The organism is Flavobacteriales bacterium (assembly GCA_026129465.1).
In the GTDB taxonomy this organism is placed as follows: domain Bacteria; phylum Bacteroidota; class Bacteroidia; order Flavobacteriales_F; family PHOS-HE28; genus PHOS-HE28.
In genome coordinates this window covers 3259102-3276788 of record JAHCIA010000001.1, presented here as the reverse complement: position 1 = coordinate 3276788, position 17687 = coordinate 3259102, and the positions used below count along the sequence as shown (strand labels likewise).

12 protein-coding genes and 1 tRNA gene are annotated in these 17687 nt (G+C 62.0%); 3 read left to right on the top strand and 10 right to left on the bottom strand.

Going from position 1 to position 17687, the window contains the following annotated elements; all coding sequences use genetic code 11:
• Positions 1-10: 10 nt before the first annotated feature.
• The 5 genes from KIT10_13800 to proS all read right to left on the bottom strand — a co-directional run bounded on the left by KIT10_13800 (position 11) and on the right by proS (position 5620).
• Positions 11-2356, bottom strand: coding sequence for a polysaccharide biosynthesis tyrosine autokinase (locus tag KIT10_13800; protein MCW5900335.1), 2346 nt, complete (start codon positions 2354-2356; stop codon positions 11-13).
• On the bottom strand, positions 2356-3135 hold the full coding sequence (locus tag KIT10_13795) for a polysaccharide export protein (protein ID MCW5900334.1): 780 nt from the start codon (positions 3133-3135) through the stop codon (positions 2356-2358). Before KIT10_13795 ends, KIT10_13800 begins: the two co-directional genes overlap by 1 nt.
• A 162-nt stretch (positions 3136-3297) precedes the next feature.
• Positions 3298-3372 (bottom strand) — tRNA-Glu (locus KIT10_13790).
• A 77-nt stretch (positions 3373-3449) separates the two neighbouring features.
• Entirely contained in the window at positions 3450-4154 is a 705-nt protein-coding gene (locus KIT10_13785; GenBank protein MCW5900333.1) for a hypothetical protein, read from the bottom strand.
• Positions 4151-5620, bottom strand: coding sequence for a proline--tRNA ligase (proS, locus tag KIT10_13780; GenBank protein ID MCW5900332.1), 1470 nt, complete (start codon positions 5618-5620; stop codon positions 4151-4153). Before proS ends, KIT10_13785 begins: the two co-directional genes overlap by 4 nt.
• Before the next feature lie 101 nt (positions 5621-5721).
• On the opposite strand from proS, the gene KIT10_13775 reads away from it, so the two are divergent.
• Both KIT10_13775 and KIT10_13770 read left to right on the top strand, forming a co-directional pair.
• On the top strand, positions 5722-6768 hold the full coding sequence (locus KIT10_13775) for a hypothetical protein (protein MCW5900331.1): 1047 nt from the start codon (positions 5722-5724) through the stop codon (positions 6766-6768).
• A gap of 18 nt (positions 6769-6786) precedes the next feature.
• Positions 6787-8283, top strand: a complete 1497-nt coding sequence (locus KIT10_13770) for a hypothetical protein (protein MCW5900330.1) — start codon at positions 6787-6789, stop codon at positions 8281-8283.
• A gap of 66 nt (positions 8284-8349) precedes the next feature.
• Here the strand turns inward: KIT10_13770 and KIT10_13765 are convergent, their stop codons facing one another.
• Positions 8350-9177 carry a hypothetical protein gene (locus KIT10_13765; GenBank protein ID MCW5900329.1) on the bottom strand — a complete coding sequence of 276 codons (828 nt, stop codon included), beginning with the start codon at positions 9175-9177 and terminating at the stop codon, positions 8350-8352.
• Between the two features lie 4 nt (positions 9178-9181).
• Positions 9182-10285: a Nif3-like dinuclear metal center hexameric protein gene (locus KIT10_13760; GenBank protein MCW5900328.1), complete on the bottom strand. Its 1104-nt coding sequence runs from the start codon at positions 10283-10285 to the stop codon at positions 9182-9184.
• 234 nt (positions 10286-10519) lie between these two features.
• Here KIT10_13760 and recQ point away from each other — a divergent pair, with 234 nt between their 5' ends.
• Positions 10520-12706, top strand: coding sequence for a DNA helicase RecQ (recQ, locus tag KIT10_13755; protein MCW5900327.1), 2187 nt, complete (start codon positions 10520-10522; stop codon positions 12704-12706).
• Between the two features lie 71 nt (positions 12707-12777).
• On the opposite strand, the gene KIT10_13750 is transcribed toward recQ, so the two are convergent.
• Genes KIT10_13750 through KIT10_13740 form a run of 3 tightly spaced genes read right to left on the bottom strand, consistent with a single transcriptional unit; the run spans position 12778 to position 17623 of the window.
• A complete protein-coding gene (locus KIT10_13750) occupies positions 12778-13947 on the bottom strand; it encodes an amidohydrolase (protein ID MCW5900326.1) in 1170 nt (389 codons plus the stop codon).
• A 59-nt stretch (positions 13948-14006) separates the two neighbouring features.
• A complete protein-coding gene (locus KIT10_13745; protein ID MCW5900325.1) occupies positions 14007-14381 on the bottom strand; it encodes a sulfite exporter TauE/SafE family protein in 375 nt (124 codons plus the stop codon).
• Positions 14381-17623 carry a PD40 domain-containing protein gene (locus tag KIT10_13740; GenBank protein MCW5900324.1) on the bottom strand — a complete coding sequence of 1081 codons (3243 nt, stop codon included), beginning with the start codon at positions 17621-17623 and terminating at the stop codon, positions 14381-14383. Before KIT10_13740 ends, KIT10_13745 begins: the two co-directional genes overlap by 1 nt.
• Between the last annotated feature and the right edge of the window lie 64 nt (positions 17624-17687).

Genomic DNA, 17687 nt, shown 5'->3' with positions numbered 1-17687 from the left:
CAGCGGGTACCTACTTGGTGTAGTAGCCGTAGCCCTTGCCGTAGCCGGGGCCTTCCTTCACGTCGTTGAGCAGCAGGTCGATACGCTCCACCTTCTTCTCCCTGTACATCTCGTTGATGAGCCGAAGCGCACTCCGGCTCGTGTGTCCTTGCCGGACCACGTACAGGGTGAGGTCCACGTGGCGCATCATGATCACGTACTCGCTCACCAGCCCCATGGGCGAAGCGTCCACAATGATCTGGTCGTAGCGCTGGCGCAAGACCTGGAACAGGGTGGTCATGGTGGGCAGCTCGGCCAGTTCAAGCGGGTTCGGGGGTACAGGTCCGGCGGTGATCACATCCAGTCCCTTCACATCGGTGGGCGTGATCAGCTCATCCAGGCCGGCCTCTCCGATCAGATAGGTGGACAGGCCCTTGCCGGCGGGCACTTCGAGCGCCTCGGCCACCCGTGGCCTCCGCATGTCGGCATCCAGCAGCAACACACGTTTGCCGCTGATGGCCATCACCGATGCGAGGTTGACCGCACAGAACGTCTTGCCTTCGCCGCTGGAGGAGCTCGTGAAGCCCACCACCTGCCGCTGGCCATGCGGATTGAGGTATTGCATGTTGATGCGCGCGGTGCGGAAGGCTTCGGCCAGCATGGACTTGGGCTCGTCCATGGTGATCCGCTTGCGTTTTCCCGTTGGGATGGTGGTCAGTATGGGTATCGGTGAAATGCGCTTGAGCTGGTCGATGTCCGTGATGCTGTCGTTGAACAGGTCGCGCAGCAGGATGAAGGCCACCGGCAGCAGGAGGCCGATGAGCAACGCCCCACCGAGTACCGTCTTGCGTGATGGCTTGACCGGCTTGCCGGTCAGGTTGCGCGCACGGTCCACCACCCACTTGTCCACATCGTCCGAAGCGATGGCGATGCCGGCCTCGGCGCGCTTCTCCATCAGATAGTTGTAAAGACTCTCGCTCAGCTGGAACTTCCTGGAGATGTTGCCCAGCTTGCGTTCATTCTCAGGCAACTGATTGAATTCGAAGTTGATCCGGGCGAGGCTCCGGTCCACTTGACCGAGTGAGATGTTCACCTGCTCCACCAGGCTTTCGGCGGTCTGGGCCAGGGAGGAGGTGAGGTTCTTCAGCCGGCGTTCCATGGCGATCACCGCCGGGTTGTTCCTCGGCCCCGTGCTCACGTTCATGGCGGCCAGATCGGCCGAGAGGCGGGTGATCTCCAGCACCAGGTTGTTAAGCACGGGATCATCGATGCCGGAGGAGGAGGGCGCCGGCACATTGCGCAGGTCGCTCTGGTTGCGCACCTTGTCCAGGATGGACATGCAGTACTGGCGGCGTGCCACCAAGGTGGACCGTTCACGGTCCAATCGGCTCCGCTCTTGGAACAGCGCGTCACTCGTGGTGGCCGCGCTCATCATGCCACCACTTACACCGCGGAAACCCTCCATGGTGGTCTCCACCTTGCGCAAGGAATCACTCACGATATCGATCTGCCCCTCGATGAAGTTGATCGTTTTGAGTCCCTTCTGCTGCCTGCGGTAGAGTTCGCCTTCGATGTAGGTCTCCAGAAGTTTGTCTATGTAGAGCTTCTCCTTGGAGACCACCTCGCCCACCGTGCTCACATGCACGATGCTACTCTCGTCGCTCTGGGGACCGGCCATGGTGCGGGCGCGGTACTCCGCGACCAGTCCATCCAGGCTGTTGATGGTGAAGAAGTATTCAGTGTCCGAGCGATACTGTCTGTCCTCGGGGAACTCGATGCTGAAGCTCAGGCCCTCGGCCACGAAAGGTTCGCCGATCCGTGCCTCCTGGTCCACTTCATACTCCGTGAGGAACTCGTCCAGCTCGTTCTGCTTCTGCACATTGTAGAGCGGAGCGTACTTGGCCTTGGCGCGCACATGGTAGGTGCCCGCCTCGCGGTCCACCGACACATGCACCGGAACGCCATACACCTGCACCGCCACCGTGTCCAACGTCACATAATAGGGCGGGTAGTCGTACTTCTGCTGGGTGAGGAAATTGCGCCGCTCATAATAGGTGATCCCGAAATCCAGGCGTTTGAGCGTCTTGGTGATGGTGGTGACCGAGGTGAGAACGGCGATCTGGTCCTCGATGTCCGACTGCCCGCCCAATGCGGAAAGGCCCTTGATGAACTCCTGGTCGGCGCCCAGCCTGTTTCGGCCCTTCTCACTCATGAGGATGGTGGCCTGCACCTGGTAGATCTTCGGCGTGGTCTTCAGGTAGGCCCAACCCGCGGCCACCGCCAGTCCGCAGGTGATCATGAACAGCCACCACATCCGCAGCAACTTGAGGACGATGGCCCGCAGATCGATGAACTCCGAGGTGGTGCTTTCGCCCATCACTGCGTGTTCTGGATGATGGAATAGACGATCGCCGCCGTGCTCAAGGTCGAGAGCAGGATCAGGAATATATCGAGGTTCAAGCGGCCAGCTCGCGCTTTCAGCGCGGGCACGTAGACCACATCGTTCGGTAACAGGTAGTAGTATTCAGAGGCAAGTACGTCGGTGCTGGAAAGATCCAGATAGATGGCCTGCACGCCTCGATCCGTCTGGCGCATGATGGTCACGTGCGTCTTGTCCGCGAATTCATTGGGGCCGCCGGCCATGGCCAGGGCCTCCAGCACGGTGATCTGGTTGTTGTACACGAAGTAGGCGCCGGGTCGGGACACATCACCCAGCACGCTCACACGGAAGCTCACCAGTTTCAGGATGACGGTGGCGTTGGTGAAATACTCGTTGATCTTCCGCTGGACCGTCTCCTGCGCCTCACCCACGGTGAGTCCCTGCACCTTGATCTTGCCCACGGTGGGCAATTGCACGTGCCCATTGCGGTCCACACTGAAGCCATTCACATACAGGGCGGCATCGTTCACACCGACGAAGCCGTTCTGCGCCTCCACATTGAAGAAACGGTGCGTGGCCTCGTCCAGGCCCATCACCCGGATGGAAAGCACATCGTTCACCTGTATCCGGTACTCGAAGCGCCGGTTCTCGAACAACTTGCTGGCGCCGGCCGTGAGCGAAGGGTCCTGGAGGTAGTTGATGTTGCGCTTGCCGACACAGGATACCAGCAGGACCGTCATCATCAGTCCCTGGAGCAGGAAGCGGTAGTTCAGCATGTGGTTGTTGCGCTTGGCCGGCCCCTGTGAGGGTATTGGTCTGTCGAACCCGTGGGCCGTAAAGATAGTCGGCATGTCATGCGGCCTCCATGGGCCGGTTCCGTGTCATCCACAAGGGGCCATGAATGGAACGGCCCCCCGGTGCCGGGGGGCCGTCATGGTTGGTAGCCCGTAGGGGAATCGAACCCCTGTTTCATCCGTGAAAGGGACGCGTCCTAACCCCTAGACGAACGGGCCATCCTGTCAAAGTCCCGAGGCTTTTCGGCCAAGGGTCGGCAAATGTAAAGCTTTGGCGTGTACCCTGCCAAAGGCGGTCACGTCAGGTCGTCCGTGTCGGCCTGGAACCGGAAGCCCAGGCGCTTGCCCGTGCTCAAGGGCCGGTTGGCGTACAGTTCCTTGATGTCGGTCACGGTGATCTGGTCCACTTGGTCATATGGGGGCACCAGCAGATCGAACTCGATCACGTGGTCGACCACCGTGAGCAGCACTTCGCGCAGACGTGCGTCGTCCATCTCGTTGCTCTGCAGATCGCTGAAGAGGAAGCCGAGCTGCCGCTTGCCCTGCACCAGAAAGTGGCCTTCCTTGTTGATGAACAGGCGCGCCACCAGGTAGCCGAGATCGCGTTCGCGGTTGAAGCGGAGCGAGTCGCTGAGGAAGTTGTACATGTTGATCAGCCCGAAGTAACCACGCATGCCATCCTCCTCCAGATAGCCGCTTTTCCACAAGGCATGGCCCTGCTCCAGCTTGAACACGTTGGTATGCATACTGAAGATGATGACGTCCCCGGCCACGCGCAGCTCGCACGACGTCTCGCCGTGGTCGATGAAGGAGACCACCAGGCGGTCGTCGGCCGCGCAGGCTTCGCGCAGCTGATCATTGATCGTTTTCAGTTGTGTCTTCAGCCGGGCGAAGAGGTCCTGGACCTGGCCATAGACGTCCTGCTTCATGCAGCCTTTGGACCGCAGGGTGTCCACCACTTTCTCCATCCGCGATATGCCACCCTCCTGCGTCATGCTCAATAGGCCCTTGCGAAGATGACCCGCCCGGCACTCGGTGCACCGGTGACCATGCACTTGCCCGGCGAGGCGTCACCATCCAAGGGGATGCACCGGATGGTGGCCTTGGTCTCTTCCTTGATCCTGGCCTCGGTCTCCGCCGTGCCGTCCCAATGGGCCAGTATGAAGCCACCTTCCTCGATGGCCTGCTTGAACTCCGCATAACTGTCCACAGCCCGGGTCTTGCGGTCGCGCATGGCCAGGGCTTTCTGGTACAGATTGTCCTGGATGGCTTCGAGCAGGTGTTCCACCTTGTCGGCGAGGTCCGTCATATGGATGGAAATCTTCTCCATCGTGTCGCGCCGAGCCAGTTCCACGGTGCCCTGCTCCAAGTCCCGGGGTCCGACCGCGATGCGGAGCGGATAGCCCTTGAACTCGTACTCGGCGAATTTCCAGCCCGGCTTCTTGGTGTCATCGTCATCGAACTTCACCGTGACGCCCCTGGCCCGCAAAGCGCCCAACACCGGGGCCACATAGCCACGTATGGCGTCAAGCTGTTCGGCGTTCTTGGCGATGGGCACGATGGCCACCTGCACCGGCGCCAGTTTCGGTGGCAGCACCAGACCGTGGTCGTCGCTATGGGTGAGGATCAAAGCGCCGATCAAACGCGTGGAGACGCCCCAGCTGGTGGCCCAGACATGCTCCTGCCGGTTCTCCTTGTTGGTGAAGACCACATCGAAGGCCTTGGCGAAGTTCTGTCCAAGGAAATGCGAGGTGCCCGCCTGCAACGCCTTGCCATCCTGCATCATGGCCTCGATGCAATAGGTCTCCACCGCGCCGGCGAAGCGTTCACTGGCGGTCTTCACACCCTTGATCACGGGCATGGCGAGCCATTCCTCCGCGAAGCGGGCGTAAACATCCAGCATGCGCAGCGTTTCCTCTTCCGCTTCCTGCCGCGTGGCATGTGCCGTGTGCCCTTCCTGCCAGAGGAACTCGGCCGTGCGCAGGAACAGTCGCGTGCGCATCTCCCAGCGCACCACGTTGGCCCACTGGTTCACCAGGATGGGCAGGTCGCGGTAGCTCTTGATCCAGCCCCGGTAGGTGTTCCAGATGATGGTCTCACTCGTGGGGCGAACGATGAGTTCCTCCTCCAATTTCGCCTCCGGGTCCACCACCACCCCTTTCTCCGGGTCGCTCTTCAAACGATAGTGGGTCACAACGGCGCATTCCTTGGCGAAGCCTTCCACATGGCTGGCCTCCCTGGCCAGGTAGCTCTTGGGGATGAAGAGGGGGAAATAGGCGTTCATGTGGCCCGTTTCCTTGAAGCGGGCATCCAAGGCCGCATGCATCTTCTCCCAGATGGCATAGCCATGCGGTTTGATCACCATGCATCCGCGTACATCGCTGTGCTCGGCCAGATCGGCCTTCAGCACCAGATCGTTGTACCACTGTGCGAGATCCTCGGAACGCTTGGTGAGCTGGTCTGCCATGCCGTTCCCCGTGGTATTATTTTTGTTCCTGTACGGGGCGGCCAAAAGTACACATCCCGGTCAGGGCCGAAGGGCGATGGCCGGGGACAAACCGGAAGGACATGAGCACCAACAAGAGCATCCTGATTTCCACGGCGATCGCCGCCGTGCTGTTGACCTCCTGTGCCGGAATGCGTGATACGGCGCAGGTGCGCGACGATGTGTACTTCATGCCCTCCCAGGCGCCTGCGAAAGCATCCAAGAAGGCCGGCACCGAACCTTCGGGCAGCGCCACGGACGATTACTATGACGCCGCGACAGCGAACAAGTACAATTCGCCGCGCAACTACTATGACATGGCCTACAACGACCCGTACTACTACAACTACGGGCGTTTCGGATTCGGCACCGGCATGGGCTGGCAGAGCGGATGGAACGGCCCGGGTTGGGGCATGGGCATGGGCATGGGCCATGGCTGGGGCATGTCGCCCCACTGGAACATGGGCTACGGTTGGGGCAGCGGCATGGGTTGGAACAACCCGTGGATGGGCATGGGCTACGGCTGGGGCAGCCCTTGGGGTCCAGCCGGCTTCAACAATTGGGGATGGGGCAACCCCTATGGATGGGGCGGCCCCATGGGTTGGCATGACCCCTTCTATGGCGGATATGGTTACGGACCTTACTGGGGACCCATGGGCAATTGCTTCAGTTGCTACTCCCCGGTCATCATCGGCGGATCCAGCGGCACGGTGGTGGGCCATCGTCCCAGCATCAGTGGCGGGGGCGGCGGCCGCCCGGGATCCAGCGGGCCAAAGACCGGAATGCCAACCCGCGACCCGGTGAGCCTGAGGCCGCAGGTGCGGGAGTCGGCCTACACGCCGAGCAGTTCACGCCCACCACGCACCGCACCCGTGCAGGGTGGCTTCCAAGATCGCGGCGACCGTCCCTTGATCCTGCCCCAGCAGCGACCATCCAATGAACCGCCGTCGCGCACACGTCAAATGCGCGAATCCCGACCCTCGCCCGACCAGGGTGGCTTCCAACTTCGTGGTGGTGGGGAGCGCAACAGTGGTGGTGGCTTCGACCGCGGTGGTGGCGGTTTCTCCTCCCCAGCTCCAGCAGGTGGAGGAAGCCGCCCAGGTGGCGGTGGCGGTGGCAGGCCCCGTTGATCACTGGCCAGCATCAGCATGAGGTGGATGGATGCGCGCATACCATGGGGGCTGTTCCTGCTGGCATCGTTCCCGTGCGCTCCGGCCTTGGCGCAGAATGAAGAGGATGCCCTGCGGATCAGCGGCATCCGGCCATTGGGCACGGCCCGAAGCGCTGGTATGGCCAACGCGTTCGGAGCTTTGGGTGCCGATCCGGCCTCGATCTCCATCAACCCCGCAGGCTTCGGACTCTATCGTACCAGTGAGCTGAGCATCACCCCGGCCATGGAGGTGAACGACGCCGCCAATGACTTCTATGGCACCCGCGCGGCCGACACGGAAAGCCGGTTCAACCTCGGCAATGTCGCCCTGGTCCTGAACAACCCTTCGGACCGCGACAGTGACTGGCGAAGCGGCACCTTCGGCGTGGTCTATGACAGGCAAGCGACCCACAACTGGCGCCGGTTGGTGGAAGGCAGGGACGTGCCAAGCACCATTCTGCAGGGCTTCGTGTATGAAGCGGAAGGCACGCAGGACAGCGACCTGTTCACCTTCTTTCCCTTCACCGCCGGCCTGGCTTGGGACACCTACGCCATAGACCCGTTGGACTCCGCTGGAACCAGTTACGTCAGTCTAATCCCCTTCGGTTCGCCCACGGACCAGATCCACACGATCGAATCGCGTGGTCGCAGCAACACCACTTCCTTCTTCTATTCCGGCAACTACCTGGACGCGCTCTATGTGGGCGTCAGTGTGGGTATCGCCGGCCACCGGTTCCAACGCACCACCACGCACACGGAGACCACGCGCGATGGGAGCCTGGACCTGGCAGAGGTGAGATACCGGGAGGATCTGACGATCACTGGCAGCGGCTTCGATGTGAAGCTGGGCATCATCGGCCGTATCACCGAACGCTTCCGCATGGGCCTCGCCTGGCACAGCCCCCAGTGGATGCAGTTGAATGACGGGTACAACACGAGCATGCGCACCCGGTTCCGCACGCCGGACGCCAATGGGGCCTTCGAGTACTTCGCGAGTTCACCCGACGGCCTCTTCAGCTACCGCGTGAACACCCCCTGGCGCGGCATCCTCAGCGCTGCCTATGTGGCCGGCGCCCACGCGCTCTTCAGCGTGGACTATGAATACACCGACTTCCGCCGCATGCGCATGCGGGCCAGCAGCAGGATCCTGGACGACTACGATTTCGCCTTCGAGAACAGCGTCATCGAGCGCGTCTTCCGGCCTGCGCATGCCTTGCGGGTGGGCACCGAATGGCGGTTGGGACATTGGTACTACCGGCTCGGCTGGTCCATCAGTGCGGATCCCTACGTGGACGCTGATGCTCGCCAAGGCCAGGCGCTCAAGGTCTACGCGGGTGGCCTTGGATACCGGGGCGACCATCTGGGCATCGATCTGGGGCTGAACTATGCGCAGCGGGGCGTGGAGCATTTCATCTACGACCCCTGGACGGTCGACCCCGCCTCGGAGACCCGGCGCGGTTATCACGCGCTCCTCACGGTGAGCCTGCGCCCTTGAGGACCGACATAAAAGACGAAGGCCCCTGCGGAACAGGAGCCTTCGCGATCCCAATGGCCGAGGGGTTCACTCGCCCTTGACGCGGTCCACCACGTACTCATCCACCAGGATGCGGCCGCAGTGTTCGCAAACGATGATCTTCTTGTGGCTGCTGATGTCCAGCTGGCGCTGTGGCGGAATGGCGTTGAAGCACCCACCACAACTGCCTCGTTCCACCGGCACCACCCCCAGACCGTTGCGCGCGTTGCTCCGAATGCGGTGATAGGCGCTCAGCAGCCGCTCTTCGATGTGCTTGGAAGCCGTGGCGCTCTTCTTCAAGAGTTCCTTCTCCTCCTTCTCGGTCTCGGCGATGATCGAGTCCAATTCCTTCTTCTTCACCTGCAGGTCCTTCAAGCGCTCCTCATAGAGCGACTTGCTTTCCACCACCAGTTGGTTCTTGGTCTCCAAGGTGGCCTTGGCCTCCTTGATGCGTTTCTCCGCCAACTGGATCTCCAGGTTCTGGAACTCGATCTCCTTGGTCAGGGAATCGAACTCCCTGTTGTTGCGCACCTTGGACTGCTGGGCCTCGTACTTCTTGATCTGGGCCTTGGCGTCCTTGATCATGTTCTGCCGGTCGCTCACCTGGTTCTGCACCTCGGCAAGGTCCTCCTCCAGCTTCTTCAATCGGGTTTCCAGGCCGGCCACCTCATCCTCGAGGTCCTGCACCTCCAGCGGCAGCTCGCCACGCTGGATCCGGATCTTGTCCACCTGCGAATCGAAATGTTGCAGGCGATACAGTTCCACAAGCTTCTCCGCGATGGTGGTATCGGCCTTCGGGATGGTCCCGGATACTTTGCCATTGGTCTCCGGGGCCTTGGCCTTTTTGGCCGGGGCCTTCACGTCGCTCTTCGCCATGGGGTCAATAATGGTGTATGGGATCCGTGACGGTTTCCGTCAAACGGACCGCAAAAGTAGGGAAAAGTTCCCCTAACCTGCGCTGGATCAGGTGCATGGTGGACCGCTCGCTGGCATAGTGTCCGATGTCAGCCAGCAAGAGCCGGCCATCGGCATCGAAGAACTGGTGGTACTTCACATCCCCGGTGATGAAGGCATCCGCTTGGGCGCCAAGGGCCCTGCCCAGCAGAAAGGCGCCCGATCCCCCGCAAAGGGCCACGCGCCGTATGGGCCTGCCCAGCAACCTGGTATGGCGGAAGATCCCGGGCTGGAAGACCTCCTTCAACCGGGCCAGGAAGTCCATTTCGGTCAAGGGCTTCTCCCACTCCCCCAATAGGCCGCTGCCAATGCCCGGATGCTCATTGGCCAAGGGATACAGGTCATAGGCGACCTCTTCGTAAGGATGGGCACGGCGCATGGCGGCCAGGATCGCGGCTTCCCTATGCGCCACAAGGATCACCTCCACACGGGTCTCGGGCTCCTGGTGCCGCTCACCCTGCCGGCCCACATGGGGCCTGGTGCCGGCCCCAGCACGAAAGGTCCCCGTTCCTTGCAGGTTGAAACTGCACTCGTCGTAGCCCCCGATATGCCCTGCACCGGCAGCGAAAAGGGCCGACCGCACCGCCTCGGCCTTCTCGTGCGGCACGAAGACCACCAGCTTGCGAAGCTGGCCCGGCTTGGGATCGAGCACGCCCACGGACTTCAAGCCCAGCAGCCGGGCGATCTCACCATTCACACCATCCACCACATTGTCCAGGTCGGTGTGCAGCGAAAGAATGGCGATGCCGCGCCTGATCGCGGCCAGAACCGTGCGTTCCACATGGTCGCGGCCCGTCAGCGCCTTCAATCCCCTGAAGATCACCGGGTGGTGGCTGATGATGAGTCCACAGCCCATGGCCGCCGCTTCCTCCACAACGGCTTCGGTGCAGTCCAGGCAAACCATCACCGAATCGACCTCGTTTGAGGGATCACCCACCTGCAGGCCACAGTTGTCATAATCCTCCTGCAATTCCAGTGGTGCCCACTGGATCAGGGCGTCCATGATGGTGCTGATGCGAAGCTTCTCCATGTTATGTGGTAGCTGGTTGTTCGGGCGGCGGGCACAAGGCCCAATGCCCGCGAGAGCCCTCGTGGCAGGACAAAGTAAGTTGTAGTCCTGCGCACAGGTCCCGTCGGTCACACGCAATACACCGGTCATCATGCCGTTGCGCCAAGCGTTGTTAAAAGTCGTTCGCTGGAATGCGGCGATGCGTTACATTTAAGCGTTGAATCCAACCGGCCTCGTTCCGGTCCCTTTTGCCACATGATCCACGTAGACCTTACCCCGAAGGAGGCGCTTGAGCAGTTCTTCGGGTTCAGCCAGTTCAAGGGTGAGCAGGAAGCTGTGATCCAGAGTGTCCTGGACGGCCACGACACCTTCGTCATCATGCCCACAGGCGGAGGCAAGAGTCTTTGCTACCAATTGCCCGCGCTCATGCGCGAAGGCACCGCCATCGTGGTGAGCCCGCTCATCGCCTTGATGAAGAACCAGGTGGACGCCATCCGCGGATTCAGCGAGGACGAGGGCGTGGCGCACTTCCTGAACAGCTCCCTGACCCGCAACGAGTCCATCCAGGTGCGGAAGGATATCAAGGAAGGCCGCACCAAGATCCTCTATGTGGCGCCCGAGAGCCTCACGAAGAAGGAGAACGTGGAGTTCCTCACCGACATCAAGATCAGCTTCTTCGCCATCGATGAGGCGCACTGCATCAGCGAATGGGGCCACGACTTCCGGCCTGAGTATCGACGGCTGCGCACCATCTTCAACGAGATCAAGGACGTGCCGGTGATAGCCCTCACGGCCACCGCCACCGAAAAGGTGCAGGAGGACATCCTGAAGAACCTGGACATTCCCGATGCCCGCGTATTCAAGGCCAGCTTCAACCGGCCCAACCTGTTCTATGAGGTACGCCCCAAACGCGACGTGGCCAGGGAGATCACCCGCTTCGTGAAACAATACGACGGCCGCAGCGGCATCATCTACTGCCTCAGCCGCAAGAAGGTGGAGGAGGTGGCGCAGACGCTGCAGGTGAACGGCATCAAGGCCCTGCCCTACCATGCCGGCATGGACGCCCAACAGCGCGCCGACCACCAGGACCGTTTCCTGATGGAGGATGTGGACGTGATCGTGGCCACCATCGCCTTCGGCATGGGCATCGACAAGCCCGACGTGCGTTTCGTGATCCACCACGACATTCCCAAGAGCCTGGAGAGCTACTACCAGGAGACCGGCCGTGGTGGCCGTGACGGTGGTGAAGGCAAGTGCGTGGCGTTCTACAGCTACAAGGACATCGAGAAGCTGGAGAAATTCCTGCAGGGCAAGCCCGTGGCAGAGCAGGAGATCGGCAAACAGCTGTTGCAGGACACGGTGAGCTACGCCGAGACCAGCATGTGCCGTCGCAAGTTCCTGCTGTACTACTTCGGTGAGGAGATGGAGGGCGACAACTGCGGCAGCTGCGACAACTGCCAGAATCCGCAGGAGACCTTCGACGCGCGCGAAGACCTGGAGATGCTCCTGGAAGCGGTGCGTGAAAGCAAGGAGCGCCACCGCGCCAAGTTCATCTGCGACCTGCTTACGGGCACGGAGACCAGCGAGATCAAGAACTACAAGGGCGATACGCTGGAGAGCTACGGCGCCGGCAACGACAAGGAAGGCCGCCATTGGCTGGCCATCATCCGCCAGGCCGTGGTGCATGGCTTCCTGCACAAGGACATCGAGACCTATGGCAACCTGAGCCTCACGCCGTTGGCGAAGAAGTTCATGAAGAAGCCCTACCCTGTGGAGTTCATCAAGGAGCGCGATTACAGCTCCGACGATGGCGGCGATGAGGACTTCGTGAACGGCAAAGCGGGCGGCGCGGCGGATGAGAAACTGATGGCCATGCTCAAGGACCTGCGCAAGAAGGAAGGTCACCGGCTGAAGCTGCAGCCCTGGGTGCTCTTCCAGGATCCCTCCTTGGAGGAAATGACCGTGCGCTACCCGATCACCATCGAGGAACTCACCCAGGTGAGCGGCGTGGGGCCCGGCAAGGCCCAGAAGTTCGGCAAGCCCTTCGTGGAACTCATCGCGCGCTACGTGGAGGAGAACGACGTGGAGCGGGCCGAGGAGGTCACCGTGCGCAGCGTGGTGAACAAGAGCGGACACAAGGTCCACATCATCCAGAACATCGACAAGCGGCTGGCGCTGGACGCCATCGCGCGCTCACGCAACCTCTCCATGTCCGAGTTGCTCAACGAACTGGAGACCATCGTGCAGAGTGGCACCAAGCTGGACATCAACTACTACCTGAACGACCTGCTGGAGGCCGACTCCCAGGAGGAGATCATGGACTACTTCCGCGACAGCGAGACCGACGACATCGAGACCGCGCACCAGGAGTTCGATGGCGACTACAGCGAGGAGGAGTTGCGCCTGATGCGCCTGAAGTTCATGAGCGAGGTGGCCAACTGAACGGAGCTGAAGGTCGCGTGGTTGGAGGTCGGAGGATTGCCGGCCTACGGCACACCACAAGGCCCGCTGGATCAGCCAGCGGCCAAGGCCTTGATAGCGGCCCACGCCATGAGTCCCGCGCCGATCGGCAGGGCATCCTCGTCCACATCGAAGGCCGCCGTATGCAACCCACAGGTGGTTCCGGGCTTGGCAGGGTCGCCGGTACCCAGGCGGTAGAAACAGCCGGGCATCACTTGCGTGTAGTAGGCGAAGTCTTCCGCACCCATGCGCATGGGCGCATCAAGCACGCGGTCAGGGCCCAGGTACTCCACGGCGGCTTGTCGCATCCGCGCCGTGAGGGCGTCGTCGTTCTTCACCACCGGTGATCCCTTCACGATCCGCAACTCAGCGCCACCACCCCGCTCCTGGGCGAGGGCGAGGCAACGCTCCTGCAACAACGCATGCATCGCGGCGCGTGTGCCTTCATCGAAGGTCCTCAAGGTGCCTTCCAAGGTCACTTCGTCCGGAACGATGTTCGTGGCACCGTTGGCGATCACCCTGCCGAAGCTCAGCACCATGGGTTCCTCGGGCGGAATGGAACGGCGCGCTTCATCGTACAGCGCGGGAAGCATCGCTGACATGATCACGATGGGATCCACGAGCGTATCGCGCACAGCGGCATGTCCTCCTCTGCCTTTGATGGTGAGGTAGAGTTCATCCGCCGCGGCCATGAAAGGACCACCGCGGAAGGCCACCATTCCCGTGATCAGCTCGGGTGTGACGTGCTGGCCTAGGATGCCCGCGGGTTTCGGATCGTTGAAGACGCCTTCACGGATCAGCAACGCAGCGCCCCCGGGTTCCTTCTCCTCGCCGGGTTGGAACACCAGCATCACCGTGCCGCTCCAGGCCTTGCGCAAGCGGTGCAAGGCGATGCCCGCGCCCAGCACCATGGCCGTGTGCGCATCGTGCCCGCAGGCGTGCATCACACCGGGGTTGGTGGATCGATACGCCGGCTTGCCGGACTCCGCGATCGGCAATGCGTCCAGGTCGGCACGCAGGGCGAAACAGTTGTCGCCTGGTCCGGCCTCTCCTCTGACGAAGGCGATGAGTCCAGTTCCTGGCGCATCTGGCGTGAGTTTGCCCACACCTTCACGCACCGCGATCCCCTCGGCCTTCAACTTGTCCGCCACATACAATGCCGTGTTCCGCTCCTGGAATGAGAGTTCCGGATGCCGGTGCAGATGCCGCCGCCAGCTTACCATGTCGCCATGCAGCGCTGCGATCCCATCGCGCACCGCAAGGCTGAGCGGAGCTGGAGCCATCACTTCCCGAAGATGAGTTTGAGGGCGGCCAGCAGCATCACCACGCCGAAGATGCGCTGCACCGTACCGGCGTGCAAGGCCAGCGCCCATTTGCTTCCGAAGTAGCCGCCGGCGATGAAGGCGAGCGCGATCACCAGCACCACCTTGGGGTCGATCATGCCCGCACGGTAATAGTTGCGCACGGCCATGAATACCACGGGGAACATGAGCACGGCCAGGCTGGTGCCCTGCGCCTGATGCTGCGAGTAGCCCAGCAGCCACACCAATGCGGGGACCATGATGATGCCACCGCCCACACCTACGAATCCGCTGAGGATACCGGCAAGCAGACCGGTGATGATGAGCAGTCCGATGGTCTGGGTATCGATGATCATCAGATGTCCAGGCTGAGGGAGAAGTAGAACACGCGCGGCTGCACCACCCCGTCATCGATACCCCAGGCCCAGTCGGCGCGGACGAAGTAGCCCAGCAGCCGGCTGCGGATGCCGAAGCCATAGCCGGCCACGATCGGCTCGCGCTGGTTGTCCAACGTGATGGTGAGCGGATTGCGGAAGATGGTGAACTGGTTGAAGGAATTCTCCTCCGAATAGGGATCGGGGCCGGTCCATGCCGTGCCCAGGTCGGCGAAGGCCGCGATCTGCAGATGGTTGAACAGGTCAGACCGGATCGGGCGGTTGACCAGGTAGCGGATGATGGGCACACGCAGCTCGCTGTTCACCACGGCGAAGCTGTTGCCGTTGCGCACGTTATAGAGGAAGCCGCGCATGGGCACGCCCATGGTCTGGTAGAAGTAGTTCTGCGTGGGATCGATCGGGATGGTGTTGTCCACCCGCGCGAACAGCCAGTTGTCCACGCCGCCGAGGAAATGGATGATGCGCCGGCTGCCCATGGAAGTGGCGCCCGCCAGCCGGTTCACCCAGATCAGCTCCCGATGGATCTTCAGGCTGTGGCGCAGGTCCATGCCCAGCACCTGCATGTCGCTTTGGGTGTCGTCCGGCTGCACGTAGTACTCCGCGAACCACTTCAAGCGCCAGCCGGTCCACAGGTTCAGGCCGCGTGGCAGCGAGCTGTCGTAGACGTACTCCAGTTTGCCGCCCACCATGTTGTCGTTGAAGTTGGGCGCGCGCAGGCTCAGCGGATCGATGGCCTGCAGCACGAAGCGGTCGTTGCGGTACATCACGCTGGCGCGGATGCTGGCCAGTTCACTGAAAGGCCAGCTGACCTGGTACCTGAAGTTGTGCGTATGCACCTTCAGCACGGTGAACTGCGTGAGGCCCTGGTAGCTCTGGCGCTGGAAGGTGAAACGCTTGTCCAGCCGCCGCTTCACGTTCTCGTAGCTCAGCAGGTAGTCGTTGTTGTTCAGGTCCAGCGCCAGGCGGAAGCCACCCACCACACGGTGGTCCTCGAAGAGGTCGCTGGCGCCCATGCGCGTGAGCGCGCTGAGGCCGGGATTCAGGGAGTTGGGCCCCGTGAAGGGCTGGTAGAAGTGGCTGGAGAAACTGTTGTCCACCTGCGTGATCACCTGGTCCACGGTGAAGTTCACGTTGTAGTTGCGCTGTTCAGGGTAGGTGAAGGGCACGGGGGCCACCGTGTCCGGCTGGGCTTCGGCCACGGCCGGGCGCGCACCCGGGGGCACCTGCCTCGCCGCAGGTCGCGGGCCGTCGGTCTCATCGCTGAAGACATAGCTGCGCGTGTCCACGGCATCGGCCCCGGTGGGTCTCGGCGTTTGTAGTGGCACCTTCACCACGGAACGCAACTCCTCGCTCCCTCCTCCTCCTTGTCCATCGGTGGTTTCCAGATCGGGGAGCGCAGGCGTGTTGGCCGCACGGTCCTCGCTGGTGCGCGCGGTGTGGAACCGGTACCGGCCATCGCTGTACAACAACTGTGTGTAGCGCCCTTTCGCGGCATGGATGTCCTGCTCCAGAATGGAGCGCCTCAGGTCCGTGAGCCTTTCCTCCACGGTGAAGTAGCGGTAGTGCACCGTGGTGTCGATGTGGCTCACCACACTGTCATAGCGCACCAGGTAACGGTTCAGGATGCCGTCCCGGTCGCTGAGGAAGGCGTAGTTGCGCTGGTCGTACTGCGCGGGCATCAGTTCATTGGCGTCGGGCGTGGCGGTCAGCCGCGTAAGGATGGGCGACCGGTTGGCGAGGTCGTAGAGGAAGATGTCCTTGTAGCCGTTCACCAGGGCCACATCGGCGTTGGTGCGCAAGGTGTCGTCCGCGCGGTCGCTGCTGAAGATGATGCGCCGGCCACCGTCCACGAAACGCGGATGGAGGTCGTCGTACTGGTCGTCCGTGAGTTGCTCCTGCCGGTTGCCGATCACATGGTAGTAGTAGAGGTCGGTCCGCCCTTCACGCACGGCGCTGAACACCATGTTGCGGCCGTCGGGCGAGTAGTCCATGCTCAGTATCTTCTTCAGCATGAAGACCGGCTTCTCGGTGGTCTTGCGGTCGTCCAGCGTGTAGGTGCGCATGTAGAGCTGACCCTTGCGTTCGAGGGCGAAGCTGAGGGCCTGCCCCGTGGGATGCCATGCGAGCACGGGGTAGCTCCGGTCGACGATGCGGTCCATCTTTTTCTCGCCCTTGGCGATGCGCTTCGCCTTGCCCTTCTCCACGTCATACAGCCACACCTTGTACTGCCCCAGTTCGTTGCTCACCCAGGCCAGGTGGCGGCCGTCCGGGCTCATCTTGAACTCATTGTAGGTGCGCTGCTTCCGCGTGCGGATGCGCAACGGATCGCCGGGCAACTCGGCACGCATGCGGTCCTCTTCACTGAAGCGGCCCTTGTAGTAGGCCAGGCATTCCTCGGTGAGGGTCTTCAGCGATACGCCCAGAACAAAGAGGAACCCGCTCTCGGCATTGCGGCTCACGCGGGTCATGTACAGGATGTTGGGTATCACGCCCGGGCCGTACACGTCGGCCACGTACTTCCACAGCGCATGGCCCATGAAGCGCGCGTCCTGCCCCTCCAACCGGTTGATCTTGTCGTATCGCCCCGCCAGCATGCCGTCGCGGATGCGGTTGTTCAACTCGGCGTCCCAGGGGCGGCTGTGGTAGGAGATGATCCCGTCCGTGAACCACGCGGGCAGGCTCATGAAGGTGGCGTTGCGCAGCATCTCGCGCCAGTTGCCACCGAACATCATCTGGTCGATGATCACATGCGCGATGCCGCTGCGGATCTGGCGGTCCAACAGCACATGGTCGCCCTCGAAGTACACGAAGATCTTCGTGCCCACTATGCGGGTCATGCCCCCGATGTTGTTGTCGCCCTCGATGCCCTCCAGGCCGATGTTGCTCTGCCGGAAATCGGTGAGCGAGTTGTACACGATGAATTGCAGGCGCTCGTCCAGCGCGAAGTCGAACTCGCGCTCCAGCTCCTTCAACTGGCGCGTGGCGCTCTGTGCGGTGTAGCGCGCCAGATCGCGGCCCTCCTTATAGAAGTACACCTCCATCTCCGGGAAGCGGTACTGCTGCCAGAGGAAGTCCTGGTACTGCACCCGGTTCTTGCCGTACTGCTGCTGCGAGCCTGAGTAGAATTGCCCCTGGCCCGCACCGGCGAAGGCCAGCAGCACGCCAGCGAGGGCGGCACGGCACATGGACTTGGGGCGACGCACGATGGGGATGGGCTAATTTCGGCGGCCGGTGGCGGCTTCCATGCCACGAATTTCGGGCTTTTTC

What these genes read in the sequence shown, in the direction of transcription:
- KIT10_13800 (MCW5900335.1), bottom strand. Translation starts at nt 2,356, where the DNA reads ATGGGCGAAAGCACCACCTCGGAGTTCATCGATCTGCGGGCCATCGTC.
- KIT10_13795 (MCW5900334.1), bottom strand. Translation starts at nt 3,135, where the DNA reads ATGCTGAACTACCGCTTCCTGCTCCAGGGACTGATGATGACGGTCCTG.
- proS (MCW5900332.1), bottom strand. Translation starts at nt 5,620, where the DNA reads ATGGCAGACCAGCTCACCAAGCGTTCCGAGGATCTCGCACAGTGGTAC.
- KIT10_13775 (MCW5900331.1), top strand. Translation starts at nt 5,722, where the DNA reads ATGAGCACCAACAAGAGCATCCTGATTTCCACGGCGATCGCCGCCGTG.
- KIT10_13770 (MCW5900330.1), top strand. Translation starts at nt 6,787, where the DNA reads ATGAGGTGGATGGATGCGCGCATACCATGGGGGCTGTTCCTGCTGGCA.
- KIT10_13765 (MCW5900329.1), bottom strand. Translation starts at nt 9,177, where the DNA reads ATGGCGAAGAGCGACGTGAAGGCCCCGGCCAAAAAGGCCAAGGCCCCG.
- KIT10_13760 (MCW5900328.1), bottom strand. Translation starts at nt 10,285, where the DNA reads ATGGAGAAGCTTCGCATCAGCACCATCATGGACGCCCTGATCCAGTGG.
- recQ (MCW5900327.1), top strand. Translation starts at nt 10,520, where the DNA reads ATGATCCACGTAGACCTTACCCCGAAGGAGGCGCTTGAGCAGTTCTTC.
- KIT10_13750 (MCW5900326.1), bottom strand. Translation starts at nt 13,947, where the DNA reads ATGGTAAGCTGGCGGCGGCATCTGCACCGGCATCCGGAACTCTCATTC.
- KIT10_13745 (MCW5900325.1), bottom strand. Translation starts at nt 14,381, where the DNA reads ATGATCATCGATACCCAGACCATCGGACTGCTCATCATCACCGGTCTG.